Source organism: Clostridium fessum (assembly GCF_003024715.1).
In the GTDB taxonomy this organism is placed as follows: Bacteria; Bacillota; Clostridia; order Lachnospirales; family Lachnospiraceae; genus Otoolea; species Otoolea fessa.
This window is the reverse complement of record NZ_PYLO01000007.1, coordinates 1-25,117: the sequence shown is the minus strand read 5'-3', so window position 1 is coordinate 25,117 and position 25,117 is coordinate 1. Positions and strand designations below refer to the sequence as shown.

Below are 25,117 nucleotides of genomic sequence, written 5' to 3'. Positions count from 1 at the left end.
AACATGAAAACCATCAATTTCTCCTTGAATATTTCGCATTTTTAGTATAAAATATAGCCAAACGCATAAATATAAAAGGAGGATTTTATCATGGCATTTGTAATTACTGATTCTTGTGTAAGTTGTGGTTCCTGTGCTGGCGAATGTCCAGTTGGAGCAATCTCTCAGGGAGATGGCAAATACGATATCGACGCTAACAGCTGCATCGACTGCGGTACATGTGCAGGCGTATGTCCGACCGGCGCTATCGAGCAGGGCTAATTAAACACAAACAAAAACGAAATATCTACATAAAAAAGCCTGTCGTTTCCGACAGGTTTTTTTTATGCCCTTTTGCAGAACTTATCACATCTTGTTCCCATTCCGTCCAAATTTCTTTTTCTTTACACGGGACCGGAAAAATGGAAACCGCCCTGGCGCAGCCGCCGCTGCTTCCGCTCGCCCCTGGTTTTCCCGCTGATACGCGCGGATGACCTCGTCGAGGCGCTTGAAGCGCTCTTCCTCCCGCTCATCAGAGACCCGCATCAGGTATTCCAGCTCCTTCATCAATTTATCATGCACCAGATAGCTGACGTCCTGGCTCAGTTTTTCGCTGTTTTCCTCGATCGCACGCCCGATGACTTGGTTCATGATCTCTTGAAACTGGCGCATCTTCTCCCCCGCCAGAGGCTGGGAAACCTCTGCCTGCGGCAGTTCTGTTTCCTTGTTTTCTACCTCTGTATTTTTTTTCATTTCCATATTTTCCTGCCTGCTCATGTTACGCTCTCCTGTTCCCGTTTCCCGGAAAACCGCCTGTGCCTGCGCTTCCAAAAGCGCTTCCGGTTCTGTTTTCTGATTTTCTTCCACTTTTCCGAGGATTCCCCGTATGGCTTTCAACTGGTACCCCTGTTCCTTCAACTGCTTGATCTGACGGAACAGCTGGATATGAAACTCCGTATAGTACCGATGCCCCAGTTCATTTCTCGGAATCGGAAGCCCCAGCTCGTCCTCCCAGTACCGGAGCACGTGAGCCTCCACCTGCACCTGTCTGGAAGCATCCGAAATCAGGTAATGCTTGTTCTTATTCATTCTGCTTGTCCTCCCCGGTACCTTACTACTACTATATGCGGGGTTCAAACTAAATATGAATAGCATTTACATAAAAAACAAGTTCCGGAACTCCTTCACCATCGATCGGAACGATTACCATATCGTAGCTAAATGCCAGCTCGCTGACGGTAGAAGGCGAATGAATGACATAAATAAAAAGAGGGGATTAAATTTCCCCTCTCCATTCTACAGCTTCTTCTCAAAGCACCAGTAATCATGCCCCTGCAGCACATACTCACCGACCTTCTCAAAGGCCAGCTTCGCGTATGACCGCAGCGCTTTCACATTATCCTTCGCCACCAGCATATGGGCACTCTTGCAGCCGCGTCTTCTAAGTTCCTCCATCGCGCCTGCCAGAAGCTCGCGTGCGATGCCTCGGTTCTGGTACTTCTCCGCCACACCCAGTCTGGAAATTTCTGCCGACGGCTGCAGCTCTTCCGACCAGCACGGAATCGATTCCACCTCCGGATCATCATCGATCGAAACCAGCCCCGCGATCTCCCCCGACACATCATCCCGGATACAAAAAAGCGAATCCCTGGAAAAATCCGACTGAAGCTCCGGCTCCCCTGGATAGATGTCCGTCCAGGCACAAAACTCGGTTCCAGCTAAGGCACGGTAAAAATGGCGGACGGTGTCCAGATCCGATTCTTTTATCAATTCAAACATTTCTCATATTCCTTTTTACATAATAATCTTTTATCAATCATATATTTATCCGGTCCCGTCCCTTACACGATTCTATCGTTATTTCGCCAAATTCGCAAACTTCGTCAGCTCCGGTCTCCACATCAGCTGCACCGTTCCTATCGGACCATTACGCTGTTTAGCAATGATTACCTCCGCGATATTCGGCGTATCCGTATCCTTGTTGTAATAATCATCACGGTACAAAAACATAACCACATCGGCATCCTGCTCAATCGCACCAGACTCACGCAGATCCGAAAGCATCGGACGATGGTCCGGACGTGTCTCGCAGGCACGGGAAAGCTGCGACAGGGAGATAACCGGCGCATTCAGCTCTCGCGCCAGCGCCTTTAGTGAACGGGAAATCTCCGAAATCTCCTGCTGGCGGTTCTCTCCGCTCTTTCCGCTGCCGCTCATCAGCTGTAAATAGTCGATAATGACAAGGCTTAAACCGTACTCCAGCTTCACCTTGCGGCATTTCGAGCGCAGCTCCGAGATCGAGATACCCGGCGTATCATCGATGATCAGCTTGGAACTTCCGATCGTACCGATGCCTTCCACGACGGCATCCCAGTCGGAATCCGTCAGCGTACCGGTACGCAGCTTCTGGGAATCGACATTCGACTCCATCGACAGCATACGGTTGACCAGCTGTTCCTTCGACATTTCCAGGCTGAATACCATGCACGGAAGCCCTTTTTTGACCGCCACATGCTCGACGACATTCAGAACAAACGCCGTCTTACCCATCGAAGGACGCGCCGCAATCAAAATAAAATCGGACGGCTGGAATCCCGACGTCCGGTAATCCAGATCGATAAATCCGGTCGGAATACCCGTGACGGTGCTGTTGCTCTTCGACGCCGCCTCAATCTTTTCCAGAACATTCAACGCCACCTGGCGGATCGGCACAAACTCTCCGCCTCCGCGGCTCTGAAGCAGGTCAAACACCGATTTCTCCGTGTGCGCCAGAATATCCTCCAGCTTGTCCCTTCCGCCGTAACAGAGGTTTTCAATCTCCTCATTCACTTTTATCAAACGGCGCAGGACTGCCTTTTCCCGCACGATATTGGCATACGATTTGACATTGACCGAGGTCGGCACAGATGTCATGATATCCCGGACAAAGTCCAGGCTGCTGACCTCCGGCGGAACATCTTTTTCGCGCAGCCGATTTTGAAGCGTCACCAGATCGACCGGCTTTCCTTCATTGAAAAGCTCGACCATCGACTCAAACATGACGCCGTACTGGTGCTGGTAAAAATCGGCGCCTGTGATAATCTCAGACGCCGCGATAATTGCTTCCCGATCCATAAGCATGGATCCGATGACTGACTGTTCCGCCTCTACACTGTGCGGGAGAACCCGCTTTATCAGGGCTTCATCCATGATTCAGTCCTCCATATTAAGCTTCTACAACCTTTACTGCCAGTTTTCCGGTTACTTCTTTGTGAAGCTTGATCGGAACTTCGTGTGTGCCAAAGGTCTTAATCGGCTCCGGCAGAACCAGTTTCTTCTTGTCAATATCCAGATTTAACTGATCTTTGATCGCCTTTGCAATCTCCTTGGAAGAAACAGAGCCGAATGCTTTTCCGCCCTCGCCTGCCTTGATGGACAGGGTGATGGACTTATCCTCCAGATGTTTTGCCAGATCCTTCGCTGCTGCCAGGTGCTCTGCCGCGATCTTCGCCTCATTTGCCTTCTGCAGCTTCAGATCATTTAAGTTCTTCGGTGTTGCCTCGATTCCCAGTTTCTTTGTCAGAATAAAGTTGCGTCCATAGCCGTCGCTTACCTTTACAATCTGACCTTTTTTGCCAAGTGCCTTTACATCCTCTAATAATACAACTTCCATCGTTATATTTCTCCTTTCTCCATCATATCCGTAATGAGATCTTTTAATTTCTCTCTGGCTTCATCGATCGTCGCACCCTTAAGCTGTGCGCCCGCAATCGTGCGGTGTCCGCCGCCGCCCAAGCGCTCCATGATAATCTGCACGTTGATCTCATCGATCGAACGCGCGCTGAAATAGATCGTGTCGCCCATCTGCGTCAGGATAAATGACGCCTTGATGCCTACAATATCCAGCAGCTCATTTGCCGCCTGTGCGCCAACCACGGTAGGACTTTCAAGTCCTTCGGACGGACACACAGAAATCGCAAATGCGCCGTGATAAATCTCTGCTTTCTGGATCGCCTCAGCTCTCGCCCGATAGTCCTCCAGACGGTCGCGGAACAGCTTTCTCACACGCACGACATCCGCGCCGTTTCTACGCAGGAACGCCGCCGCCTCGAAGGTGCGGACACCTGCCTGGTTCATGAAATTGTTTGTGTCAATCACGATACCGGCGTACATCGCATCCGCCTCCGCCGGCTTGATCTTGATGCCGTCGTCGCCGATGTACTGCAATACCTCGGCTACCATCTCACACGCCGAAGATGCATACGGCTCGACATAAGATAACACTGCATTATCAATGATCTCGCTGCTCTGGCGGTGATGGTCAAGCACCACGATCGTTTTGATCTGCTTGAGCAATTCCGGTGCCTCCGTGATACTCGGGCGGTTGACATCAACCACAACTAACATCGTGTTGGAATCCGCCCACTCTGCCGCTTCCTCGCCGGTTAAGAACAGATCCTCCGGGTAATCAGAGCTGTTTTCAAACCGCGCCATCATCGGTTTCACGGAAGAATTGACCCCATTGATGACGATCCGCGCCTTTTTATTAAAAGAGGTCGCAATCCGCCAGATACCAATCGCCGCGCCAAAGGAATCCGTATCGCCGATCTTGTGTCCCATGATCAGCATCTTATCCTTCGTATCCATCAGCTCGCGCATCGCATGCGCTTTGACACGTGCCTTGACACGGGTCGTTTTTTCCAGCTGCTGCGATTTGCCGCCGTAGTAGCGGATCTTCGTGCCATCCTTGACGACCGCCTGATCGCCGCCGCGTCCCAGCGCCATATCAATCGCCGTTCTCGCATACTCATAGTTGCGGATGTAGCTGTCGCCGTTCATACCCATACCGATACTCAGCGTGACAGCCATATCATTTCCGATATTAACCGTCTTGACATCCTCCAGGATCGAAAAGCGGCTCTCCTGAATCTCTTTCGTGTACTGCTGCTTGATCACAAACAGATACTTGTCATTTTCCAGCTTCTTGACGATACCTTCCATCGCCATGAAATACTTCGTAATTTTCCGGTCAATCAGGGCAACCAGCAGGGAACGGCGTACCTCCTCGACACTCTCCAGCGCCTCGTCGTAGTTGTCGAGATAGATAAGTCCCGCCACCAGACGCTGGTTGTTGATCTGCTGCTTGCAGCGCAGAATCTCCGTCTCATCGCAGAGATACAGCACTAAAAGCATCTCGCCGCTGTCCTCGTCCACCGCGCCAAGCTTCATACCTTCCGTCTCGCTCAGCGCCACCTGCTGGATATCGATCCGGTAAAATCTGCCGTCAAATGAAGAATGAACGCTCGTTTTTTCGTCCATCTCATCCAAAAATTCCCGCGTCAGTTCCGGAAAGACCGCTGCGATATTCTTACGGCAGTTTTTATCTTCCCCGACGATCTCCGAAAAGGAGTGGTTCAACCAGAGGAAATGTCCCTCTGTGTCCGCGATGGCATACGGCACCGCCATCTCATAGAGGAGCTGTTTCTGCACCCACGCATACTCCGCCGAAAACTCCACCAGTCCGCCCATCAGACGTTTTCTCCGGTACATGAACAGCCAGAGTGCCACCAGCACATATATAACCGTAAATCCGGACATCACAAGACCGGCAGCCGGGCTCACGATCCCAACTGCCAGGTTCGCCGCCAACAGGAATACCGACAGTATAATCGGCCACTGCAGATACGTCCGCAGCTGACCTCGTATTTTCATATTTTCTTTCATCTCATTCTCCCGTGCATACAATGTTGCTGTCCATGTGCCGGTTTTCAAAATACCTGCCATGAGCAGTAACGATAAAGCAACCAAAATGACTTGATGCCCCTTATTATAGCATAGTGAGGGGGATTCGTCCAGACAATCCCCCATTGACAAGCCAGAGCCGCCGTGCTAGTTACTGTGCACGCATACGTGCCCAGTAACGGAATTTGCCGTGGCTTCGCATTTAAATACGGCAAATTCCTGCTGCCACCACGTTTTCTTACGGCACTTTCGGTTCCAAAAGTGCCTACCCGCGAACAATAACGTGCTAGTTACTATTCACGCATACGTGTACAGTAACCTGCGCTCGTATATCTTTTACGAAATGCTTTATATGCTTTAGTCTCGGCTATAAAGTTGGTCGAGCTAGTAATAAGACACAAAAATAACCGCCCCGGTCCTGCAAACTTGAGCGGTTATTTTTAACTTATCATTTAAGGGTCCAACCGTCTATCGGTGAGATCCTTTATATATAGATAACATAACTACAAAAAATTTCAATCATCTTCTTTGCATCTGTTATCTTAGATATCCTCATATCGACTGCATGAAACTATAAATGCCACTCTTCTTTTACTTCACCGCCTGGCAAATCAACTCCACGCACTTCTCAATTCCCAAATCTCCACTGTTCAGCATCAGATCATAGTTTTCTCTGTCGCCCCAGCGCTGATTCGTATAGTTTTCATAGTAGATCCGGCGGCGTTTGTCGGTCTGGTGCATAAATTCATCAATATGCTCTTCCAGATCCCCGTACTCATCAATCGCGCGGCGAAGCCGGATATCACGATCCGCATAAACAAAGACACGCAGTACATCCGGACGGCTTTTCAGAATATAATCGGCACATCTGCCGATGAATACGCAGCTTCCGCGCTTTGCCGCCTCCTCGATCGCCTTCTTCTGCGCCACATAGATCTGCTCTGTCAATGGCAGTTCACTGAGCTTCGGCTCCTTCGGATAGGAAAGTCCATACAAAGTTCCCATCGCGAAATTGTAAAGCAGGCTATTTGTCAGGCGCTGCTCACGATCCGCAATAATTTCCGCTGGAAAACCGATCTCCTTCGCAGCAGCATCGATCAATTCCTTATCATAAAATTCCATTCCCAGTTTTTTAGCCGCTGTCAGACCAATCTGACGACCTCCGCTTCCATATTCACGACTGATAGTGATAATCTTTTTCTCCATACAACTGCCTCCTCCCTGTTCCTCCGGGGACTCCCTCTTTTTCTGTCTTTAGTATAACATATGCCTCAAAATTGTTCAAGTTTAGTCGCATATCCTTCTTATTTTTCTGCATCTTATTTCATATATGTAATTATTTCTGTTTTCTCTTGCTTTTATTTTTCTCTTTTCTTCTTACTTTCTATAAAATTCCAACTAACTTCTTCGTTTCATTCACAAAAAAGATGGGTGAAAGCGTTTTATGTATTCCACTTTCACCCATCTGGTCTTCATTTTAAATTATCATTTTATCTAAACTGTCGTTTTTACAGCCAAACTCTTTTTAGTCTCCTAACCGGTAAATTTCCCGGCGCAGCTTCGGTCCGATCAAAGCTGTGAAAATGATTTTGACTGCATCGCCCGGCAGATACGGGATAACACCCACACCCAGTCCGGCTACAAAGGTCATGTTAAGCTGACCTGCCAGCCATACCGTTCCGAAAATATAGCAAATTGCCAGTCCCAGTACCATGCCAACGATATGCAGGGCTACTTTGCCCGGAAAATGATCTACGAAAAATCCAACAATCAGCGCCATCAGGATAAATCCGACGAGATAGCCGCCGGTCGGTCCTGCCAGTTTACCGACTCCTGCCGTAAAGCCGGAAAATACCGGAATGCCCACCATGCCAAGCAGCATATAAATCAGGTAACTGATCGTGCAAGCTTTCATTCCCAGCACATATGCCGCCAGATAAATAGCAAGGTTTGTAAAGGAAATCGGAACCGGGCTGAATGGAAGCGGAATCGAGAGCGGTCCCAGAATACAGGTTACCGCCGTCATCACGCCAATCAGCGCCATCCGTTTGGTTGTAAAGTAAGGTCTGTGCTCCGCTTCTGCGGAAAGTATTTTACTCATGATATGAATGCTCCTTTTTTATAATGTGAAACCCATCGCTGCCAGCATCTCCTGGTCCTCGCTGATGCGGTTTCCGGAGGTTGTCAGCATATCTCCGGTGATGGCTGCATTCGCGCCGGAGCGGAATGCTTGCTCACCGGAATGTTTCATAGAATTTCGTCCTGCTGCCAGACGGACCATCGCGGTCGGATTGATATAGCGGAAAATGGCAATCGTCCGCAGGATCTCATCCTCCGAAAGCGCTGCCTGATGTTCCAGCGGCGTGCCCGGAATCGGACGCAGGATATTGAGCGGAATTGACTTGATTCCAAGCTCGCTCAGCGTGATTGCCATGTCGATCCGGTCTTCCCAGGTTTCTCCCATGCCGATGATACCGCCGGAACAAACGGAAAGTCCTGCCGCCTGCGCACGCCGGATGACCTCCAGCTTGTCCTCAAATGTATGTGTGGTACAGATATTCGGGAAATTTCTCCGGGAAGTCTCAATATTAGCATGATACCGTCCCACGCCCGCCTCTTTCAGACGGTTGAAATCTTCCTGTGACAGAAGTCCGTGGGAGGCGCAGAGCTCTACCTTACATTCCTTCTTCATAGCGCGGTATGCCCGAAGCGCCTTCTCCATCTCCGCTCCCGTCAGCGCACGTCCCGCCGTCACGATGGAGTACCGATGTACCTTCTTCGCCTCATGACGCTTGCAGTCCTCCAGAATCTCCTCTGGCTCCAGAAATGGATATTCTTCCACCTTCGCATGATGACAGGCTGACTGCGCGCAAAACTTGCAGTCCTCGCCGCAGCGTCCGCTTCGTCCATTAATGATAGAACACAGATCCACATGGTTGCCGCAGAGCTCCTTCCGGATTTTATCAGCTCCCGCACAGAGCTCATCCAGATCCTCACTCAATAAAAAGCTTAAATCCTCGCCCCGTTTCAGACGGCGTCCTTTTATAATATCTTCTGCCAGTTGTAAACTCATATCTTCTACTCCTTATCAAAATCAAAACACTTTTTCTTTAGTTATCCTTCGGTCAAACTCAAAAATATCCCATTTTTCTCATTTAGCTAACTTTCGCTATTATAAACCGTTGATTTTTAAATGTCAACATGCCAGATTAATATAGTTTACATTCTGGTGTCTGCTAAATCCAAAAAACCTGCATTTTTCCAGATATCCTCCAGCTATTTTCCAGACTCATGGCAGCAAAAAAAATGTGCCTTGGCACATCCGGGCGTCTCGCGCGGTCGCTTGCGACAACCTACATCTTCGCACGAGTGCGCATCATTGGCACGTTAGTGCCTTTTTGTGTAATAGGGAATTTCCTATGAAACAAAGCTGCTGTCCGACAGGCATTTCCATCGTCCAGCAGCTTTATCCGCCTTTATTTCTAAGTTTCTAATTATTTACGCTCTTTCCGTTCATTTCTCCGCCCAAATTTCCTACCTGACCGGCTCCAGTGCCCCCATGCTCCGTTTCAAAATTCCCTTCATATAGGCAATCAAAATCCCATAATTGGTCATCGGGATCTCCTGATCGGCAGCGCTGCGAAGACGGCTCTTCATCTCCCGCGCATTCAGCATACAGCCGCCGCAATGAACGATCAGCTTATAGCCGGACACATCCTCCGGAAATTCCGTCCCCGACGCAAAATGAAACTCCGGCGCTTTTCCCGTGTACTGACGGATCCAGTCCGGCAGCTTCTCCGTGCCGATGTCACCGCACTGGCGATGATGCGTACAGCCCTCGGAAATAAGGATCGGATCTCCGTCCTGTATCATTTCCAGCGCTTTTGCGCCCTCTGCCGCCTGTTTCAGATCCCCCTTATACCGCGCAAACAAAATGGAAAAGGAAGTCAGACGCACCTGCGGCGGCGTCAGCCGGTCTACCAGCGGAAATACCTGGCTGTCCGTGATTACCAATGCCGGATCTTCTTTCAATTTTGCAAACGTCTCCGAAAGTTCACTTTCCCGGCAGACAAACGGCATCGCACCGATGTCCAGCAGATCCCGGATGACCTGCTGCTGCGGCAGAATCAACCGCCCCTTCGGCGCCGCCTTGTCAATCGGAACAACCAGAATTACCGTATCAAGCGGCTTTACTAAATCAGCCGCCAGCCGCTTTTCATCCGTTTCCTGCGACGTAAGGCGTGCCATTTGCTCTTTTAACTGCTGGATTCCTTCTCTCGTCCGGGCACTCACATAGGCGGTATGTTTCACAGCAGATTCCTGTTCCGATTTTCCCGTCAGCAAATCCATCTTATTGTAAGCCACCAGATACGGGATTTCCTTCTTCTCAAACAGCCGGATCATCTCTTCTTCCCAGCTGCTGATTCCTTCCACCGCATCCACCACCAGGACTGCCAGATCCGCCTTATTTAAGACTTGACGAGTCTTGCCAACTCTCTTTAAGCCCAGCTCGCCCTCATCGTCGATTCCAGGCGTGTCGATGATAACCACCGGACCAAGCGGCAGAAGCTCCATCGATTTATAGACCGGATCGGTCGTCGTCCCCCGGATGTCCGACACGATCGCCAGCTCCTGCCCGGTCACCGCATTGACCAGACTCGATTTTCCCGCATTTCTCCGTCCAAAAAACGCGATATGTACCCGCTCGCCGGACGGCGTCTCATTCATTCCCATTTTGATCCTCCTGATTTAACTAAAACCTGAAATCCCGCTGCCCCTTTTCAATTTCAACCAGATTTTTCCTCACGATCTCCTGCACTTTTTCTTTCGGAATCGAACCGATCTCCGCCTGAATCAGCTTCTCTCCAATCTCTTTCGTCCCCGGCGCCGCATAATCTTCCAGATACTCCTTGAGCGTCATCAACGCATTCGGATGACAACAGTTCTGAATCTGCCCGCTCTTGCACAGGCTCATAAAGCGGTCGCCCGTCCGTCCTTCCCGGTAGCACGCCGTACAGAAGCTTGGGATATAGCCTAATTCCATCAGCCAGCGGACCACCTGGTCGAGTGTCCGGTTGTCGCTCACATCGAACTGCGCCGAATTTTCCTCCTCCGGCTCTTCCTCTGCATATCCGCCGACACTGGTGCGGGAACCGCCGCTGATCTGCGATACGCCCAGCCGCAGCACCCGCTCCCGACAGGCTTTGCTCTCTCTCGTTGAGATAATCATGCCCGTGTACGGAACTGCCACCCGGATGCAGGCTACGATCTTCTCAAAAATATCGTCGCTGATACCGTTGTCAAAGGTCGATGGGTCGATATCGTCCGCCCGGCGGATGCGCGGCACGCTGATGGTGTGCGGACCAACACCAAAAACTGCCTCCAGATGTTCCGCGTGCATCAAAAGTCCTGCAAATTCATACCGGTACAACTCCAGACCAAATAAAACGCCGATTCCCACATCATCGATGCCGCCCTCCATCGCGCGGTCCATCGCCTCCGTGTGATAACAGTAATTGTGCTTTGGTCCCGTCGGATGCAGGCGCTCATAGCTCTCCTTGTGGTACGTCTCCTGGAACAGGATATATGTTCCGATTCCCGCCTCTTTCAGTTTCCGGTAATTCTCCACCGTCGTCGCCGCAATATTGACATTGACCCGGCGGATCGCCCCGTTTTTATGCTTGATGCTGTAAATTGTCCTGATACTGTCCAGCACATATTCGATCGGGCTGTTAACCGGATCCTCGCCCGTCTCCAGCGCCAGACGTTTATGTCCCATATCCTGAAGCGCAATTACCTCCTGCCGGATTTCCTCCTGCGTCAGCTTCTTTCTGGCAATGTGCTTGTTTTTCATGTGGTATGGACAGTACACGCAGCCATTCACGCAGTAATTCGACAGATACAACGGCGCAAACATGACGATCCGGTTTCCGTAGAAATCCTGCTTGATCTGACGTGCCAGTTCAAAGATCTCCTCCACCTTTTCCGGAATCTCACAGTCAAGAAGCACTGCCGCCTCACGGTGGCTCAGCCCTTTTCGAAGCCGCGCCTTCGCCAGAATCCGATCGATCAGTTCCACGTTGTTTTTGTTCTTCTCGGCATAGGAAAGAGTCTCTAAAATTTCCTCATGGTTGATAAATTCCTCTGCCTTTTTGGATGATGGGTTGTAATTGTAACTCATAGTCTCTTCTCCTTCTCTTACAGGTCAGGATGATAGCTATCATGTTTTCCTCCGGCATTTTCAATTTCAAAAATGCCCGCATAACCAGCCGCCAATCGCGTCCTTCCCCGTCAGTTTATTTATCTGTAAGCATCTTTCGATGCCAACAAACCAAATTGCAGGCTTTTACCCCTTATAATCTCCCCGGTCGACGACTACCTCGTACCCGATGCTTTCCATGCGCCGCTTCATGCAGCTGACGCACTCCGCCGCCTCGTCTCCCGTGCAGATTTTATTGTCATAAAGCATATATTTGGCGCGCACCCCGACCGGAGACAGGTTCGGCATCACGACGTTTCCGCCTGCCAGAATTCCCAGTTCGCGCCCCATCGGGTGAATCGTTCCGAGCGCCGTCGTCGCCGGAAGCAGCACTTTCGGCTTCAGCAGGCGAAGCAGCCCTAAAAGAAACAGTGTCTCTTCCAACGTTCCTGCTGCCTCCCCGCCAAACGGAGTGTCGTGCTGCGGAATAAACGGACCGATTCCCACCATTTCCGGATCCAGTTCTTCGATAAAACGCATATCTCTCGCCAGACAGTGCGTCGTCTGGTGCGGCGAACCGACCATAAAACCGCATCCGGTCTGATAACCAAGCGCCTTTAAATCACGCAGGCACTGCATCCGGTGTTCAAATGACATCTCTGCCGGATGCAGGCTCGCGTAATGGCACGCGTCCGCCGTCTCATGGCGCAGCAGATACCGGTCCGCCCCTGCCTCTTTCCAGCGTTTCAACGTATCATACTTCTTTTCTCCGAGCGACAAAGTAATCGCACAATCTGGAAATCCTGCCCGGATCGCCTGCACCATCTCCATCACCCAGTCATCCGTCATCGCCGGATCCTCACCGCCCTGCAAAACAAAGGTGCGGAATCCCAGCTGATAACCATTCTCACAGCAGGAAAGAATCTCCTCCCGACTCAGGCGGTACCGGCTTGCATTTCGGTTGCTCCTCCGGATGCCGCAATAAAGACAGTCGTTTTTGCAATAATTGCTGCACTCAATGAGTCCCCGCACATACACCGCTTTTCCGTACTCTCTTTCCCGGATGCAGCGCGCTTTTTCAAAGAGGTAGTCCGCCAGCTCCGGTGAACGTCCCTCGATCAGACTGACCCACTCATCCTCCGTCAGGGACTCCCCCGCTTCCAGACGGTCAATCAATCTCTTTAATTCTGTAATCGTTTCTATCTGTTCAGCGCCTGGACGGACCGCCTCCCGCCACCAGTCAGACGGTCGAAGTCCCGCGCGTGTAAAATCTGCCATTCCGCCACCTCGTTTTCATTCCTGTGCTTCCGGTGCCTTCGAATACAGCGCCTTCGAAGAAATCCCCCGCAGCATCCCCAGCTTCCCGGACAGCGCACTGATCACATCACCCGGCGCGTCAATCACGACGCTGATAATATTCACGTTCCGTTTGTGGTAAGGAATCCCCATCCGCCCTACGATATACTGCCCGTACTGGTGCAGCACCTTATTCAACTCTTCCGTATCTCCCGTCTGATCGACCACAATACCGATCACGGCAACTCTTGATTCTGTCTCCATGTTTTTCCCTCATATCTTCCTGTTTATCTGTCCAAATTTTTCTCTACAACAGATACCATTTCAAATATCTCTGCTAAAAACCATGCTGCGATCCTGTCCTGCAAAATCTTCCATCCACAGGCACCACTTTTTCCAGCCCCGCCTTTCTATAGAGCAAATGGATCAAAAAGAGCCCGCGCAGACGCGGACTCCATCCATCTCAAAAAGGGTATACGAATCTCCATGAACCGCTCCCCTTTCCTTCAAGACCCGTCTCAAACGTCAGCATCGCTTTTCACCACTTCCAGCATCGCCGGAACACTCGATTATTTCTGTTCCATTCCTTTTTGAAAGGTATCTACTGCCTCGCAAATCGGAATACTTGATAAAAGCGTATCACATTTACTGTAAAATTGCAAATAACACTTATATGCTTCCCCATAAAATGCTTCCCCATAAAAAACGGGCGTCGCCGATTTTCCACTCCAAAACCAGCAACGCCCATCTTCCATTTTCCTAATTATTTCTTACAGAATCTTCCCATACCGTCCCAAAAAGCTCTTCGTTCTCTCATTATCCGAAGCAAACACCTTCTCCGGCGCGCCCTCCTCGACGATGAGTCCGTCTGCCATGAAGATCACGCGGTGGGAGATATCTTTCGCAAACGCCATCTCATGGGTAACAATCACCATCGCGATGTGCAGATCCGCTAACGACTTAATAACCTTCAATACTTCTCCCGTCAGCTCCGGATCCAGTGCGGAGGTCGGCTCGTCGAAAAACAGAATCTTCGGATTCAGTGCCAATGCACGGGCGATCGCCACACGCTGGCACTGACCGCCGGAGAGCTGGTACGGATAATAGTCCTCCTTATCCTCCAGACCCATTTTTTTCAGAAGCTCGCGCGCCTCTTTATAAACCGTCTCCTTGTCGCGCTTCTGCACATGGATCGGCGCGTCTGTGATATTTTTCAGCACAGAATAGTGCGGAAACAGGTTAAAATTCTGGAATACCAGACCGTACTGGCTGCGGATCTCCTTCATGTCCTTCTTATCCGCATAGCTGACCTTGCCATCCGCGCCCGTCCAGGCTGCTCTCTTTCCTAAATATACGATCTCGCCGTGATCCATCGTCTCCAGCATCGTCGCGCAGCGCAGAAGCGTCGATTTACCCGAACCGGACGGTCCGATGATGGACACGATCTCGCCCTCGCTCACACTCAGTGAAATATCCTTTAAAACCGACAGATCGCCGAATGATTTTTCCACATGATTTAATTCTAACAAGTTCATTTTCCACATTCCTCCCGCTTCTATCGGTAATAATCCAGCTTTTTCTCAATCCATTCCATTGCAACTGCCACAACCAGATTGAAAATGTAGTAAAAGACGGCTGCTGCTACAAACGGCATCATATTCGTCTGGGATGCCGCCAGCGCCTTGGCGATTGAGAACATCTCCGCCACGCTCAACGTAAACGCCAGAGACGTATCTTTTACCAGCGTGATGACCTCATTCGTCACCGACGGAAGAATCCGCTTGATTACCTGCGGCAGGATGATCTTGAAGAAGGTCTGTGCCTTTCCATAACCCAGAATCTCCGCTGCCTCATACTGTCCGACCGGCATCGACTGGATGCCGCTGCGGTAAATCTCGGCAAAATATGCCGCATAGTTAATGACAAAACCGATGAAGGTAGCCCACAGACGGTAACTGCTGCCGACTTTGATGCGGAACAGATAATACGGTCCAAAATACACCACCATCAGCTGCAGCATCAGCGGTGTGCCTCGCATAATCGAAATATATACTTTTACAATCGTCTGGATCAGCTTGTTCTTCGACATACGCCCGAACGCGATCACGAGTCCTAACGGAAGTGAAAATAGCAGTGTGATCACAAAAATCTGTGTGCTGACTGCCATACCACCCGCAAGCTGTGTAATCATCTGCTGGAGTGTCATCTTACCCATAATTATCCCATACCTGCTTTCTAAAATGTAGATTCGTTACTGTTCACGCATACGTGCCCGGTAACGGAATGTGCTGTGACTTCACAGTTAAACACATAAACCGCGAATGGGGACTGCCATGAAATCATTCACAGCCGTCCCTATTCCTATTATTTAATAATGTTTCGTTTTTACAATCAACGATTAATTACTATTTGCCGATGGTAGTTACGTCTTTGCTAAACCATTTCTCAGAAACTTCCTGTAAGGTTCCATCCTCTGCCATCTCTTCCAGAGTGCTCTGAACTTTATCTCTTAACTCGGTGTTGCCCTTCTTGAAGCCTACGCCGTATTCTTCCTCAGAAAGGGAATCGTCCAGAATCTTGAAATCAGCGTTTCTCTGCTGAATCTGATAGCCTGCTACGATTACGTCCATCGCAATGGCATCAACGGCGCCCTGCTCCAGATCCATGAATGCGGTGTTGTAATCAGCGGTTGTCAGAAGCTCCTTGAAAGTAGCGGTCAGTTCCGGTGCCTCTTTTAAAGCTGCCTCTGCGGAAGAATCTGCCTGAACCTCTACGATCTTGCCTGCCAGATCCGCCTGGCTGCTGATATCCGAATCATTGGCTACGACAAATACCTGCTGGTTTGCCATGTACGGCTCAGTCCAGGTGTAATCATCCTCACGACCCGTCATCGTAAATCCATTCCAGATGCAGTCGATATTGCCGGACTCAAGCTCCATATCTTTAGAATCCCAGGCAATCGGCTGTGCCTTATATTCCAGACCCAGACGTTTTGCAACTTCCTGTGCCAGTTCCAGGTCAAATCCGGTGTACTCGCCGTCATCGCCTACAAATCCCATCGGCGGGAAATCCTGATCAAAACCAACAATCAGAGTGCCGCCGTCGGTTGTCTTCGCCTCTTCTGCGGTGGTTTCCTCTGCCTGGCTCTCAGCCGCCTCTGTGTCTGCTGCGGTTGTCTCTGCTGCGCTGTTGCTGCTGCCACATGCGGTCATGGAAAGTGCCATTACTGCAGCCAGCGCTGCGCTCACAAATCTCTTTTTCATAATTAGTGTCCTCCTCATTTTCAGACAGTGGAAGCCGTTCTCCCTTTGCCGGTTTCCGTCTCGCTTTTTAATATGCTACCATATTAGCATACTAAAGCGTCTTTGTAAAGCACTTATTTTTGAAATCTGTCTTTTTGTGTAATAGGGAATTCCATGGAATTTCCTATTATACAAAAAGGGATCCCACATGATCTCTCACATGGAATCCCAATCATTTTTATCCTCAATAATTGAGTGAAATTTGAGTAAAAATCTTCTTTTACCCTTAAAAAACCCTTATTTTACAAGGATTACTCGCAAACATACGGCATCAGGGACAGATGTCTTGCTCTCTTGATAGCTACAGTCAGAGCTCTCTGATGTTTAGCACAGTTGCCAGTGATACGTCTCGGAAGGATTTTTCCTCTCTCGGATACGTATCTCTTTAATTTATTTGTATCTTTGTAATCGATTTCGCCGTTCTTCTCGCCGCAGAATACACAAACTTTTTTTCTTCTACGCATACCGCCTCTTCTGATCTTGGAAGCGTCTGTTTTATCGCCTTTATTGAATGCCATTGGTCTTTCCTCCTTCACACACATCAGCCTGATGGCGCTCTCGCGCACTCCGTCCGCCGGGGGACCGATTCCCGAACCTAGTTGAACGGAAGGCCTTCGTCTTCTACTCCATCAGGAATATTCATGAATCCATCGCCGATTGCGCTGGACGGAGCCGGGCGCTCTGCCGGACGGTAACCGCCGTCGCTGTTGCCAGATGCCGCATTCTTGCTCTCTGCAAATTCCTGATCCTCTACAATCACTTCTGTCGTATATACTTTCTGGCCGTCACGATTGGTATAGCTGCCAGTCTGAATTCTTCCGGTTACTACGAGCTTGGTTCCCTGATGAAAATACTTCTCAGCGAATTCGCCTGCTCTGTCAAATGCAACACACGGAATGAAATCCGCTGTCTGTGCGCTGTCGTCTCCGTTTCCGCCTCTGCGGCCTCTGCGGTCTACTGCCAGCGTGTATCTGGCGATTGCCATAGCTCTCTCGCCCTGAGAGTATCTCACTTCCGGATCTCTCGTTAATCTGCCCATCAGAATTACTTTATTCATACGATCACTCTTTCTTTATCTACTCTTACGCATCCTGTCTTACGCATAAGTATCTGATAACCGGCTCCATGATGCGGATGTGGTTCTCCACCTCATTCGGGCATACGGAATCAGACTCGAAATGTACGAAGTAGTAGAATCCTTCTTTCATTTTCTGAATCTCGTAAGCAAGTCTCTTCTTGCCCCATTCATCAATGTCAGTTACTGTACCGCCGAAACGTGTGATGTAACCTGTTACTTTCTCCATCGCTGCGGCTCTCTCTTCGTCCTCGAGTTTTGCGCTAAGAACAACTGCTAATTCATATTTGTTCATGCTCTTTCTTACCTCCTTGTGGTCACTGACCCCCTGACTCCAGCAGGGAGTAAGGATTTTTGTGTTATATATTACCGAATATCTATGATACCAAAAAAGGAACGGCTTGGCAAGCACTTTTTCGAGATTTTCTATGTAAATTTTCTCGTTTTTTCCGGGCTTTCTGCCCCTTCTTACTGCATTCTTTTACTGACTGCCAGATCATGAAGCTGCCTGCATCTGTACGCCCACCCGCCGCTCTTATTCGGACTTCTCTCCCGCTTTTTTCAGTCCTCTGGTACTCTTTTCTACCAATGGTCGTGCCATCATCACCTGATGCCCGCAGCCGGCACATTTCAAACGGAAATCCGCGCCGACCCGCAGGATCTCCCACTCATGGCTGCCGCACGGGTGCGGCTTTTTGAGTTTTACAATATCTCCAACCTCGTATACCATTTCCTCTCTCCCCTGTTACTACCTTATACTCCGACCGCGTCCCCCAGCACCTTCCCGATGCTGTCGCTGATAACCAGATCCGCCTGACCATCGCGCGAGGTCGCTGATTTATTGATCAGAACCAGTTTATTTCCATGATAATAATCAATCAGCCCCGCTGCCGGGTACACCACCAGCGAGGTGCCGCCGATGATCAGCATATCTGCCTTGCGGATATGGGCAATTGACCGCTCAATTACCTCATTGTCCAGTCCTTCCTCATACAGCACGACATCCGGCTTGATCACGCCGCCGCAGCCACATTTCGGCACGCCCTTCATTTTCAAAATATCATCCAATCCGTAAAACCTGCCACAGCGCGTACAATGGTTGCGGAGCACCGATCCATGCAGCTCCAGCACCTCTTTGCTGCCTGCTGCCTGGTGCAGCCCGTCGATATTCTGGGTAATGACCGCTTTCAGCTTTCCTTCCTGCTCCAGCTTCGCCAGCGCCAAATGCGCCCGGTTCGGCTTTGCATTCGGGAACAGCATCTTATTGCGGTAAAACCGGTAAAATTCCTCTGGCTTTCTTATATAAAAGCTGTGGCTTAAAATCGTTTCCGGCGGATAGTCATACTCCTGATGGTACAGCCCGTCCGTGCTTCTAAAATCCGGGATATTGCTCTCGGTCGAAACACCCGCCCCGCCAAAAAATACAATATAATTTGACTCATTAATCCATTTTTTTAATGTGTCTGTCTCTCCCATCTGACGCACTCTCCTCTCCTTTTTCTGAAAACATAAAAGCGGTTGCTATTAGTTTACATAAAATCAGCATATTCTCTATCCTATACAATTACAGCACGCACTCTACACAATCTCATCCAGATACACGCCGTTCACCGTATCCACCTGTGCCAGAATCTCTGCCAGCCCCTTATTTTCAAGCTGTCCACCCCAGATTTCTTCCGCTTTCCGGCAGCCAAACAGCCAGCTCACCAGCTCTTCCGGCTTCGTCTCCAGCCATATGGAAACATTTTCCGTGCAGCCGCAGGTATCCGGCTCCGGTTTCCGCGCCTTCAGGCTGGAACCTGTCTCCCCAATCGTCCAGACAAACTCACCGTTGTTCATTTCCAGAATCGAATCATTCATACGGATGCCCAGTGTGAGCATACGTTTTTCTTCTCCCTGCTGCTCTGCCTGTTTTAAGCCAAATGCCGCCAGCAGCGCCCCGATATTCGTCAGGCGCGCCATATTCCACGGCTTCTCGCCCGTCTTGACCGTGTATGCGTCCTCCGCATACAAAAGCCGGTGTTCACGGACTTCCCAGCCCCAGTAGGCATCCAGGCCAACCAGCCTGCCGTCCTGTTCCAGGAATTCCAACGTGCCATTTTCAGAAGCCAGCTCCTTGATGAGACGGCTCACATACGCCGCATCCCGGCGCGTATACATCTCATACCGTGCGCCCAGCCACTGTTCCATATAGACAGCAGCCCGCCCGCAGTCCTCCGGCGTATCCTGACACACCGTGCGCGTCAGCGTCTTTTTCGCCTCCTCGGTCAGCTCATAGGATGCCACATTTCCGATGAAGGTAAATCCCATCGGCGCATACACAGCCGGGTTGACCGGAACCAGATACGTGATCGGCTTTCCGGCTGCCTCCTCGTCGTGAAGCATTTTCACAAATACGTCCCGGAAATGTCCTTCGCGGCGGCGGCTCTCCTCGGTCGCCACCCCGACCAGATAATCGAGCTTCCAGAGACGTCCACGCAGCTTCACCGCATACGGATTGTACTGCACCATCGAAATCAGAAGTCCATTATCCTTTTTCACCAGAATCTCGTTATCCTTCGTCTTTTCCTTATAATAATACTCGATAAAACTCTCCGAATCTTCCGGGAAACACATATGCCAGAGATGCTTCGTCTCGTCCTTATCCTCCGCATCCAGATACGTCAGCACACTTCCCGCCGTCGTATTGGCGATCTGCTCCGCCCAGTGATAGCCCTTGCTGCCGTTTAACAGCTGTTCTACCAGATATTTGCGTGCATAATCCGCCGGATAATACGTCATTTTCGCCTTCCGGAGTCCCTCTAAGCCCATATCGTCCTCGCGGTTGACCCACTCAGCCTCAGGAAATTCCTCTATCAGGAACTGTTGGTTGATAAACTGGTACAGACCGTTGATCTCCGGGTTTGCCTTCTCAATATGGATAACCGCCATATGTTCCACCGGATTGTAGCTTCCGATCGTAAATGCCTCCATCTGACCGTCGATATACACGCCGCCCATGTGGATACTGAATTCTGAACAGTTTTTCAGAATATCGTGAATGCCCTTTACCTCATAATCGAGATGTTCCTCGACCTCCTCGCCCTTCTGCTGTCTCCAGCGGTCCAGAAAAACCCAGACATCGTGGCTGTCCGAACAGCACAGACGGCGGTACTCATAGCGCCCCTCATATTCGCGCTTAAATGCGTTGACGCGGTTTTTCTTCTTATGCAGTTTCTTTCCCGCCAGGGAACGCATCGCATCTCCGTTGTAGAGATAATCCCTCGAATCGACCTGCTCTTCCACCAGATATTTGTCCTCCGGCAGATTTAAATATTTCACTGCATACTCATCCGCCAGATTGATAACCAGCGGATATCCCAGTTCTTCATTAAAATACTCCTCAATCGCCGCAAACGCCCCCGGCAGGTCTTCCTCCCGGCACAGCGGCATCGCGGAAAAACAACGTCCTTCATTCTCCATCAGCCATAAAAGCGCCTTATTTTCCCAGATTGCATAACGGACATTATAATAATCTTTCCAGACATAGCTCTCCAGAAATACGCTGTCGCACGTCATATTGTGGCGCATCGCGTAAAACGGAAGCATCTCCTGGATACTGTTAACTTCAATTTTTTTAAACTCTAAACTCATGAAACCTCCTGTGTAAAATCAAAGTGGGTTTTATTTGCCTTCTCATATTATACCATAAATACTAAATTCAGCTATCGCCTTTGGCTCTGCTTCATTAAGTATTTAGGTATGACTCGCACTAAGCTCGAAAACACCTCGCTAAGTGCTCATATTATACCACAAATTTCCTACTTAAAAACAAGGATTTTCTTTCCTTGACTCCATAATTATTGTAGACATTATAGTTATTTCTGATAAACTATACTCAGAAGATGATTTCTGCGGCGTTTTCTTTCTGACAGCCGACGGCAGAGTCATCTATTTTTACCAGAAAGACGAGGATTTATTCATGGAAAAGAATCTCACCTCCGGCAGTGTGCTGAAAACAGTTATCTATTTCTCCCTGCCATATTTGTTATCTTATTTTTTGCAGACACTCTACGGCATGGCGGATCTGTTTATTATCGGGCAGTTTGGAGGCGTGGATGGGACGACGGCGGTCTCGGTCGGCAGTCAGGTCATGCATATGCTGACGGTTATGATCGTTGGTCTGGCGATGGGCGCAACAGTTCTCATCGGACGCGCGGTCGGCGCGGGTGACCGGAAGCTTGCGGCGCGCGGCATCGGTAACACGATTTCCTTATTTGCAGGTCTGTCCATTCTTCTGACCGGACTTCTGCTGACGACGGTTCACGGCATTATCAGGCTGCTGTCTGTCCCGGAGGAAGCGGTAAACGGCACCGCGGCATATCTGATGATCTGCTTTGCCGGCATCCCGTTCATCACCGCCTACAATATCATCAGCTCTATTTTCCGCGGCATGGGAGACTCCAAAAGTCCGATGTATTTCGTTGCAATCGCCTGTATTATCAATATTGCGCTTGATTACCTTTTAATGGGCGTGTTTTCGCTCGGTCCGTCCGGCGCGGCGCTCGGCACGACCCTGTCACAGATGTGCAGTGTCCTGATCGCCCTGGTCGTAATCATTAAAAAACGGATGTTTCCGGGTTTTCGTCTCCGTGACCTCCATCCACATAAGACTACCATAGCCTCCATCCTGCAGGTCGGAATCCCAGTTGCAGTTCAGGACGGCTTTATACAGGTTTCTTTTCTGGTTATTACCATGTTTGCCAACCAGCGCGGATTAAATGATGCGGCGGCGGTCGGAATCGTTGAAAAGCTGATCGGAATCCTGTTTCTGGTTCCATCCTCGCTTCTCTCCACGGTTTCCGCCCTCTCCGCTCAAAATCTGGGTGCCGGAAAACCTGAGCGTGCCCGTCAGACGCTGCGCTACGCGATCTGCATCACATTTTCTTTCGGGCTGATCATCGCAATCGCCATGCAGTTTGCTGCCGGTGCCGCCGTCTCCCTCTTTACTGATGAGGCAGAGGTTGTCCGGCTCGGAACCCAGTATATGAAGAGCTATGTGCTGGACTGCATGATCGCCGGTATCCATTTCTGCTGCAGCGGTTTCTTCTGCGCCTGCGGACTGTCCGGGCTGTCGTTCCTGCACAACTGCATCTCGATCGTGGTAGCGCGCATCCCGCTGGCATGGCTTGCCTGCCGCTATTTCCCAGAAACACTGTATCCGATGGGACTCGCAGCGCCGATCGGATCTCTCATCTCCGTTGCCATCTGCCTGATTGCATTGCGGTGGATTAGGCGGCATCCGGAAAAGCTGGTTATGAATTTACATCCAGTTGAAACAGAATAAATGCTGCATTCCCATCTGGATCTTAAAACTTCCATCCGCCAGTTCAACAAGCCTCTGACGGAAACAGCGGTCTGGCTTGGAACGGTTGGTGTCGGCATTTCGCTGAAAGCTCCCTCCGTTCCGGGCACAGACAAATGGCAGGAAACTACCTGCATGGTTGTCCGCTTTCGCGGCAGCCATCAGGAAGCTCCTGCCCCCATATAAAACTCTTCTGCAATTTATCTGGGAGCATTCTCTCCCCATCACCGGATTCTACCGTGAGATCACCCGCTTACTTTTCCCGCATCTCCAGCAGTCTCCACGCCTTCTTATTCTGGACTTCCAGCACGGAACCACAATATTCACACTTTTTCAACCCCAGCTTCTGAATCGGTGCACCGCAGTTTGGACAGATAAGCGAAACCGCTGCCCCTGCTGTTTTCGCATCCTCATAGACATACACCAGTTCCGTCTCATAAACTGTCTGAATCAGATTCGAATGCAGTTCTGACTGCATCTCAGGCGTTTTCTCATATTCAGTCATTTCCTCATACTCGACCGCCGACTCACACAGAATCCGGCAGAGTCCTTTTTCCTTCTGATAGCGGCTGATGACCGTCCGGTGGATATGTACCTTCTGATACTCTTTTTCCAGTTTTTTTCTCAATTCTGTCTCGATCTGAGTCTTCCACTCGCTCCAGTTAAACTCCGGGAAATCTTTTGCAATCTGCGGCAGGCACAGCCGGTCCATTCCCGCCAGCGAACGCGGTTTGGATGCGTCTGGCTGCGTCAAATCACCTTCCGATAAATGCTTTGCCACATACCGAAACACCTGTACCTCCGGCGTACTCGCCAGCTGCCGTATTTTCCTCTTTATTTTGCGGTAAATCCACCAGACAAGCGCTGCCGCAATCAAAATGCCAATGATCCACCCTATCGTTTCTGTCCGCACCGCTGCCTCTCTTTCTATGTTACTGCACACACACGTGACCAGTCACTTTTCTTTATCTCTATTCACACGCATGGCATACCACAAGCTGATTTTGCCGCTCCCCCTTATTCCAGAACGGCAAAATCCACGCATGATACTTAAACCTGATACTCCTTATTCCGCCTTGCTCGCAGCCTTGTCGCTCATCGCCTTTGAATTTACCATGATCCGCAGATGGGACCCTTCGCCGCATTTGCCCTTCTCATCGTTTACTTCAATATCAAACCACATTTTCCGGCGCTCAATGCTGCGGAGTTTTGCAGTCGCTGTTACCTTCATTCCCACCGGCGTCGGCGCCAGATGGCGGCAGTGAATCTCCGCTCCGACCGTCGTCTGTCCTTCCTCCAGATACGATTTCGCCAGTTCCAGCGCTGCCGCCTCCATCAGGGCCACCATATTCGGAGTAGACAAAATTTGGGAACCTGCGCTTCCGATTCGCTTTGCCGTCATCTCATCCGTTACTTCCCAGGTCAGGCTGTATTCCTGTAATTTTTCTGCCATTTTCGCTTCCTCCATATTATAAAATAATTTTGTTGCGGCTATTTAAAATGCCGTTTCGTGAATGATTCTATTATAGCAGAAGATGTGAAAATCGGATAGCGCATCTTACTTTACAGCGAATCACACAGTTGAAATCCCGAAAATCCTTGTAAAATACGGCTTTTCAGGCATAAAAAAAGGAACCATCTTTCGATGATTCCTCAGAGGCGACAACCAGATTTGAACTGGTGATCAGGGTGTTGCAGACCCACGCCTTACCACTTGGCTATGTCGCCATAAATGACCCCAACGAGATTCGAACTCGTGTTACCGCCGTGAAAGGGCGATGTCTTAACCGCTTGACCATGGGGCCAGATATTAAATTAAAACTCCCCGAGTAGGACTCGAACCTACGACAGCGCGGTTAACAGCCGCGTGCTCTACCGACTGAGCTATCGAGGAATAAAAGGTATATACCTTCAAAACTGCACACTGAATTTCTTCTACTCTCTATCTTTCATCCTTCAGGAAATAACTTCCTCTTACCTATCCAATTCTTAACCATATCCTTTTGGTTAAGCCCTCGACCGATTAGTAACAGTCAGCTTCACGTATTACTACGCTTCCACCTCTGCCCTATCTACCTCGTCGTCTTCAAGGGGTCTTACTACTTGCGTATGGGATATCTCATCTTGAGGGGGGCTTCACGCTTAGATGCCTTCAGCGTTTATCCCGTCCCGGCTTGGCTACTCTGCCATGAACTTGATAG

26 protein-coding genes, 3 tRNA genes and 1 rRNA gene are annotated in these 25,117 nt (G+C 50.0%); 2 read left to right on the top strand and 28 right to left on the bottom strand.

All coding sequences use genetic code 11. From position 1 onward, the window contains the following. Positions 1-90: 90 nt before the first annotated feature. Positions 91-261, top strand: coding sequence for a DUF362 domain-containing protein (locus C7U56_RS14480; RefSeq protein WP_107001811.1), 171 nt, complete (start codon positions 91-93; stop codon positions 259-261). An 84-nt stretch (positions 262-345) separates the two neighbouring features. Here the strand turns inward: C7U56_RS14480 and C7U56_RS14475 are convergent, their stop codons facing one another. From C7U56_RS14475 to C7U56_RS16250, 21 genes are all read right to left on the bottom strand, one after another. After that, complete coding sequence (locus C7U56_RS14475; RefSeq protein ID WP_107001810.1) at positions 346-1,068, bottom strand: helix-turn-helix domain-containing protein; 723 nt, start codon at positions 1,066-1,068, stop codon at positions 346-348. A 207-nt stretch (positions 1,069-1,275) separates the two neighbouring features. Further along, entirely contained in the window at positions 1,276-1,758 is a 483-nt protein-coding gene (locus tag C7U56_RS14470) for a GNAT family N-acetyltransferase (RefSeq protein ID WP_107001809.1), read from the bottom strand. Positions 1,759-1,836: 78 nt separating this feature from the next. Then, positions 1,837-3,168 carry a replicative DNA helicase gene (gene dnaB, locus C7U56_RS14465; protein ID WP_022358873.1) on the bottom strand — a complete coding sequence of 444 codons (1,332 nt, stop codon included), beginning with the start codon at positions 3,166-3,168 and terminating at the stop codon, positions 1,837-1,839. 16 nt (positions 3,169-3,184) lie between these two features. After that, positions 3,185-3,631 carry a 50S ribosomal protein L9 gene (gene rplI, locus C7U56_RS14460; protein ID WP_022358874.1) on the bottom strand — a complete coding sequence of 149 codons (447 nt, stop codon included), beginning with the start codon at positions 3,629-3,631 and terminating at the stop codon, positions 3,185-3,187. A 2-nt stretch (positions 3,632-3,633) separates the two neighbouring features. After that, positions 3,634-5,682 (bottom strand): DHH family phosphoesterase, encoded by a 2,049-nt coding sequence (locus C7U56_RS14455; RefSeq protein WP_107001808.1) that lies wholly within the window; start codon positions 5,680-5,682, stop codon positions 3,634-3,636. A gap of 609 nt (positions 5,683-6,291) precedes the next feature. Next, positions 6,292-6,906 (bottom strand): cytidylate kinase-like family protein, encoded by a 615-nt coding sequence (locus tag C7U56_RS14450; RefSeq protein WP_107001807.1) that lies wholly within the window; start codon positions 6,904-6,906, stop codon positions 6,292-6,294. A gap of 319 nt (positions 6,907-7,225) precedes the next feature. After that, entirely contained in the window at positions 7,226-7,801 is a 576-nt protein-coding gene (locus C7U56_RS14445; protein ID WP_107001806.1) for a biotin transporter BioY, read from the bottom strand. Positions 7,802-7,819: 18 nt separating this feature from the next. Beyond that, positions 7,820-8,773, bottom strand: a complete 954-nt coding sequence (gene bioB / locus C7U56_RS14440) for a biotin synthase BioB (RefSeq protein WP_107001805.1) — start codon at positions 8,771-8,773, stop codon at positions 7,820-7,822. A 461-nt stretch (positions 8,774-9,234) separates the two neighbouring features. Next, positions 9,235-10,434 (bottom strand): [FeFe] hydrogenase H-cluster maturation GTPase HydF, encoded by a 1,200-nt coding sequence (gene hydF, locus C7U56_RS14435; RefSeq protein ID WP_107001804.1) that lies wholly within the window; start codon positions 10,432-10,434, stop codon positions 9,235-9,237. Positions 10,435-10,453: 19 nt separating this feature from the next. Then, positions 10,454-11,881, bottom strand: a complete 1,428-nt coding sequence (hydG, locus tag C7U56_RS14430; protein ID WP_107001803.1) for a [FeFe] hydrogenase H-cluster radical SAM maturase HydG — start codon at positions 11,879-11,881, stop codon at positions 10,454-10,456. Positions 11,882-12,046: 165 nt separating this feature from the next. After that, positions 12,047-13,177, bottom strand: coding sequence for a [FeFe] hydrogenase H-cluster radical SAM maturase HydE (hydE, locus tag C7U56_RS14425; RefSeq protein WP_107001802.1), 1,131 nt, complete (start codon positions 13,175-13,177; stop codon positions 12,047-12,049). 15 nt (positions 13,178-13,192) lie between these two features. Next, positions 13,193-13,459 (bottom strand): TM1266 family iron-only hydrogenase system putative regulator, encoded by a 267-nt coding sequence (locus C7U56_RS14420; protein ID WP_022358889.1) that lies wholly within the window; start codon positions 13,457-13,459, stop codon positions 13,193-13,195. Positions 13,460-13,965: 506 nt separating this feature from the next. Next, positions 13,966-14,730: an amino acid ABC transporter ATP-binding protein gene (locus C7U56_RS14415; RefSeq protein WP_022358890.1), complete on the bottom strand. Its 765-nt coding sequence runs from the start codon at positions 14,728-14,730 to the stop codon at positions 13,966-13,968. 20 nt (positions 14,731-14,750) lie between these two features. After that, positions 14,751-15,401: an amino acid ABC transporter permease gene (locus tag C7U56_RS14410; protein ID WP_333489850.1), complete on the bottom strand. Its 651-nt coding sequence runs from the start codon at positions 15,399-15,401 to the stop codon at positions 14,751-14,753. Positions 15,402-15,600: 199 nt separating this feature from the next. Continuing rightward, positions 15,601-16,458: an amino acid ABC transporter substrate-binding protein gene (locus tag C7U56_RS14405; RefSeq protein WP_107001801.1), complete on the bottom strand. Its 858-nt coding sequence runs from the start codon at positions 16,456-16,458 to the stop codon at positions 15,601-15,603. Positions 16,459-16,748: 290 nt separating this feature from the next. Further along, positions 16,749-17,015, bottom strand: coding sequence for a 30S ribosomal protein S18 (gene rpsR, locus C7U56_RS14400; protein ID WP_022358893.1), 267 nt, complete (start codon positions 17,013-17,015; stop codon positions 16,749-16,751). Between the two features lie 77 nt (positions 17,016-17,092). Beyond that, positions 17,093-17,554: a single-stranded DNA-binding protein gene (locus tag C7U56_RS14395; protein WP_022358894.1), complete on the bottom strand. Its 462-nt coding sequence runs from the start codon at positions 17,552-17,554 to the stop codon at positions 17,093-17,095. Between the two features lie 25 nt (positions 17,555-17,579). After that, positions 17,580-17,867 carry a 30S ribosomal protein S6 gene (gene rpsF / locus C7U56_RS14390; protein WP_107001800.1) on the bottom strand — a complete coding sequence of 96 codons (288 nt, stop codon included), beginning with the start codon at positions 17,865-17,867 and terminating at the stop codon, positions 17,580-17,582. Positions 17,868-18,107: 240 nt separating this feature from the next. After that, the gene (locus C7U56_RS14385; protein ID WP_022358896.1) at positions 18,108-18,302 is read right to left on the bottom strand and encodes a DUF951 domain-containing protein; all 195 of its coding nucleotides are present in this window, start codon (positions 18,300-18,302) and stop codon (positions 18,108-18,110) included. A gap of 23 nt (positions 18,303-18,325) precedes the next feature. Further along, complete coding sequence (locus tag C7U56_RS14380) at positions 18,326-19,048, bottom strand: NAD-dependent protein deacylase (protein ID WP_107001799.1); 723 nt, start codon at positions 19,046-19,048, stop codon at positions 18,326-18,328. Positions 19,049-19,150: 102 nt separating this feature from the next. Continuing rightward, on the bottom strand, positions 19,151-21,205 hold the full coding sequence (locus C7U56_RS16250) for a GNAT family N-acetyltransferase (protein ID WP_107001798.1): 2,055 nt from the start codon (positions 21,203-21,205) through the stop codon (positions 19,151-19,153). Positions 21,206-21,533: 328 nt separating this feature from the next. On the opposite strand from C7U56_RS16250, the gene C7U56_RS14370 reads away from it, so the two are divergent. Continuing rightward, entirely contained in the window at positions 21,534-22,898 is a 1,365-nt protein-coding gene (locus C7U56_RS14370; protein ID WP_107001797.1) for an MATE family efflux transporter, read from the top strand. Here the strand turns inward: C7U56_RS14370 and C7U56_RS15725 are convergent. The 7 genes from C7U56_RS15725 to C7U56_RS14335 form a co-directional block, all read right to left on the bottom strand. Next, positions 22,875-23,078 carry a hypothetical protein gene (locus C7U56_RS15725; protein WP_107001796.1) on the bottom strand — a complete coding sequence of 68 codons (204 nt, stop codon included), beginning with the start codon at positions 23,076-23,078 and terminating at the stop codon, positions 22,875-22,877. The genes C7U56_RS14370 and C7U56_RS15725 overlap by 24 nt on opposite strands. Positions 23,079-23,169: 91 nt before the next feature. Further along, positions 23,170-23,829, bottom strand: a complete 660-nt coding sequence (locus C7U56_RS14360; protein WP_107001795.1) for a zinc ribbon domain-containing protein — start codon at positions 23,827-23,829, stop codon at positions 23,170-23,172. 153 nt (positions 23,830-23,982) lie between these two features. After that, entirely contained in the window at positions 23,983-24,369 is a 387-nt protein-coding gene (locus C7U56_RS14355; protein ID WP_022358901.1) for a thioesterase family protein, read from the bottom strand. A 204-nt stretch (positions 24,370-24,573) separates the two neighbouring features. After that, positions 24,574-24,644 (bottom strand) — tRNA-Cys (locus C7U56_RS14350). 5 nt (positions 24,645-24,649) lie between these two features. Continuing rightward, positions 24,650-24,721: transfer RNA gene (locus C7U56_RS14345), tRNA-Glu, on the bottom strand. Positions 24,722-24,737: 16 nt separating this feature from the next. Next, a tRNA-Asn gene (locus tag C7U56_RS14340) sits at positions 24,738-24,810 on the bottom strand. A gap of 109 nt (positions 24,811-24,919) precedes the next feature. After that, a 23S ribosomal RNA gene (locus C7U56_RS14335) occupies positions 24,920-25,117 on the bottom strand; the annotation flags it as partial.

What these genes read in the sequence shown, in the direction of transcription:
- C7U56_RS14480 (WP_107001811.1), top strand. Translation starts at nt 91, where the DNA reads ATGGCATTTGTAATTACTGATTCTTGTGTAAGTTGTGGTTCCTGTGCT.
- C7U56_RS14475 (WP_107001810.1), bottom strand. Translation starts at nt 1,068, where the DNA reads ATGAATAAGAACAAGCATTACCTGATTTCGGATGCTTCCAGACAGGTG.
- C7U56_RS14470 (WP_107001809.1), bottom strand. Translation starts at nt 1,758, where the DNA reads ATGTTTGAATTGATAAAAGAATCGGATCTGGACACCGTCCGCCATTTT.
- dnaB (WP_022358873.1), bottom strand. Translation starts at nt 3,168, where the DNA reads ATGGATGAAGCCCTGATAAAGCGGGTTCTCCCGCACAGTGTAGAGGCG.
- rplI (WP_022358874.1), bottom strand. Translation starts at nt 3,631, where the DNA reads ATGGAAGTTGTATTATTAGAGGATGTAAAGGCACTTGGCAAAAAAGGT.
- C7U56_RS14455 (WP_107001808.1), bottom strand. Translation starts at nt 5,682, where the DNA reads ATGAAAGAAAATATGAAAATACGAGGTCAGCTGCGGACGTATCTGCAG.
- C7U56_RS14450 (WP_107001807.1), bottom strand. Translation starts at nt 6,906, where the DNA reads ATGGAGAAAAAGATTATCACTATCAGTCGTGAATATGGAAGCGGAGGT.
- C7U56_RS14445 (WP_107001806.1), bottom strand. Translation starts at nt 7,801, where the DNA reads ATGAGTAAAATACTTTCCGCAGAAGCGGAGCACAGACCTTACTTTACA.
- bioB (WP_107001805.1), bottom strand. Translation starts at nt 8,773, where the DNA reads ATGAGTTTACAACTGGCAGAAGATATTATAAAAGGACGCCGTCTGAAA.
- hydF (WP_107001804.1), bottom strand. Translation starts at nt 10,434, where the DNA reads ATGGGAATGAATGAGACGCCGTCCGGCGAGCGGGTACATATCGCGTTT.
- hydG (WP_107001803.1), bottom strand. Translation starts at nt 11,881, where the DNA reads ATGAGTTACAATTACAACCCATCATCCAAAAAGGCAGAGGAATTTATC.
- hydE (WP_107001802.1), bottom strand. Translation starts at nt 13,177, where the DNA reads ATGGCAGATTTTACACGCGCGGGACTTCGACCGTCTGACTGGTGGCGG.
- C7U56_RS14420 (WP_022358889.1), bottom strand. Translation starts at nt 13,459, where the DNA reads ATGGAGACAGAATCAAGAGTTGCCGTGATCGGTATTGTGGTCGATCAG.
- C7U56_RS14415 (WP_022358890.1), bottom strand. Translation starts at nt 14,730, where the DNA reads ATGAACTTGTTAGAATTAAATCATGTGGAAAAATCATTCGGCGATCTG.
- C7U56_RS14410 (WP_333489850.1), bottom strand. Translation starts at nt 15,401, where the DNA reads ATGACACTCCAGCAGATGATTACACAGCTTGCGGGTGGTATGGCAGTC.
- C7U56_RS14405 (WP_107001801.1), bottom strand. Translation starts at nt 16,458, where the DNA reads ATGAAAAAGAGATTTGTGAGCGCAGCGCTGGCTGCAGTAATGGCACTT.
- rpsR (WP_022358893.1), bottom strand. Translation starts at nt 17,015, where the DNA reads ATGGCATTCAATAAAGGCGATAAAACAGACGCTTCCAAGATCAGAAGA.
- C7U56_RS14395 (WP_022358894.1), bottom strand. Translation starts at nt 17,554, where the DNA reads ATGAATAAAGTAATTCTGATGGGCAGATTAACGAGAGATCCGGAAGTG.
- rpsF (WP_107001800.1), bottom strand. Translation starts at nt 17,867, where the DNA reads ATGAACAAATATGAATTAGCAGTTGTTCTTAGCGCAAAACTCGAGGAC.
- C7U56_RS14385 (WP_022358896.1), bottom strand. Translation starts at nt 18,302, where the DNA reads ATGGTATACGAGGTTGGAGATATTGTAAAACTCAAAAAGCCGCACCCG.
- C7U56_RS14380 (WP_107001799.1), bottom strand. Translation starts at nt 19,048, where the DNA reads ATGGGAGAGACAGACACATTAAAAAAATGGATTAATGAGTCAAATTAT.
- C7U56_RS16250 (WP_107001798.1), bottom strand. Translation starts at nt 21,205, where the DNA reads ATGAGTTTAGAGTTTAAAAAAATTGAAGTTAACAGTATCCAGGAGATG.
- C7U56_RS14370 (WP_107001797.1), top strand. Translation starts at nt 21,534, where the DNA reads ATGGAAAAGAATCTCACCTCCGGCAGTGTGCTGAAAACAGTTATCTAT.
- C7U56_RS15725 (WP_107001796.1), bottom strand. Translation starts at nt 23,078, where the DNA reads ATGGCTGCCGCGAAAGCGGACAACCATGCAGGTAGTTTCCTGCCATTT.
- C7U56_RS14355 (WP_022358901.1), bottom strand. Translation starts at nt 24,369, where the DNA reads ATGGCAGAAAAATTACAGGAATACAGCCTGACCTGGGAAGTAACGGAT.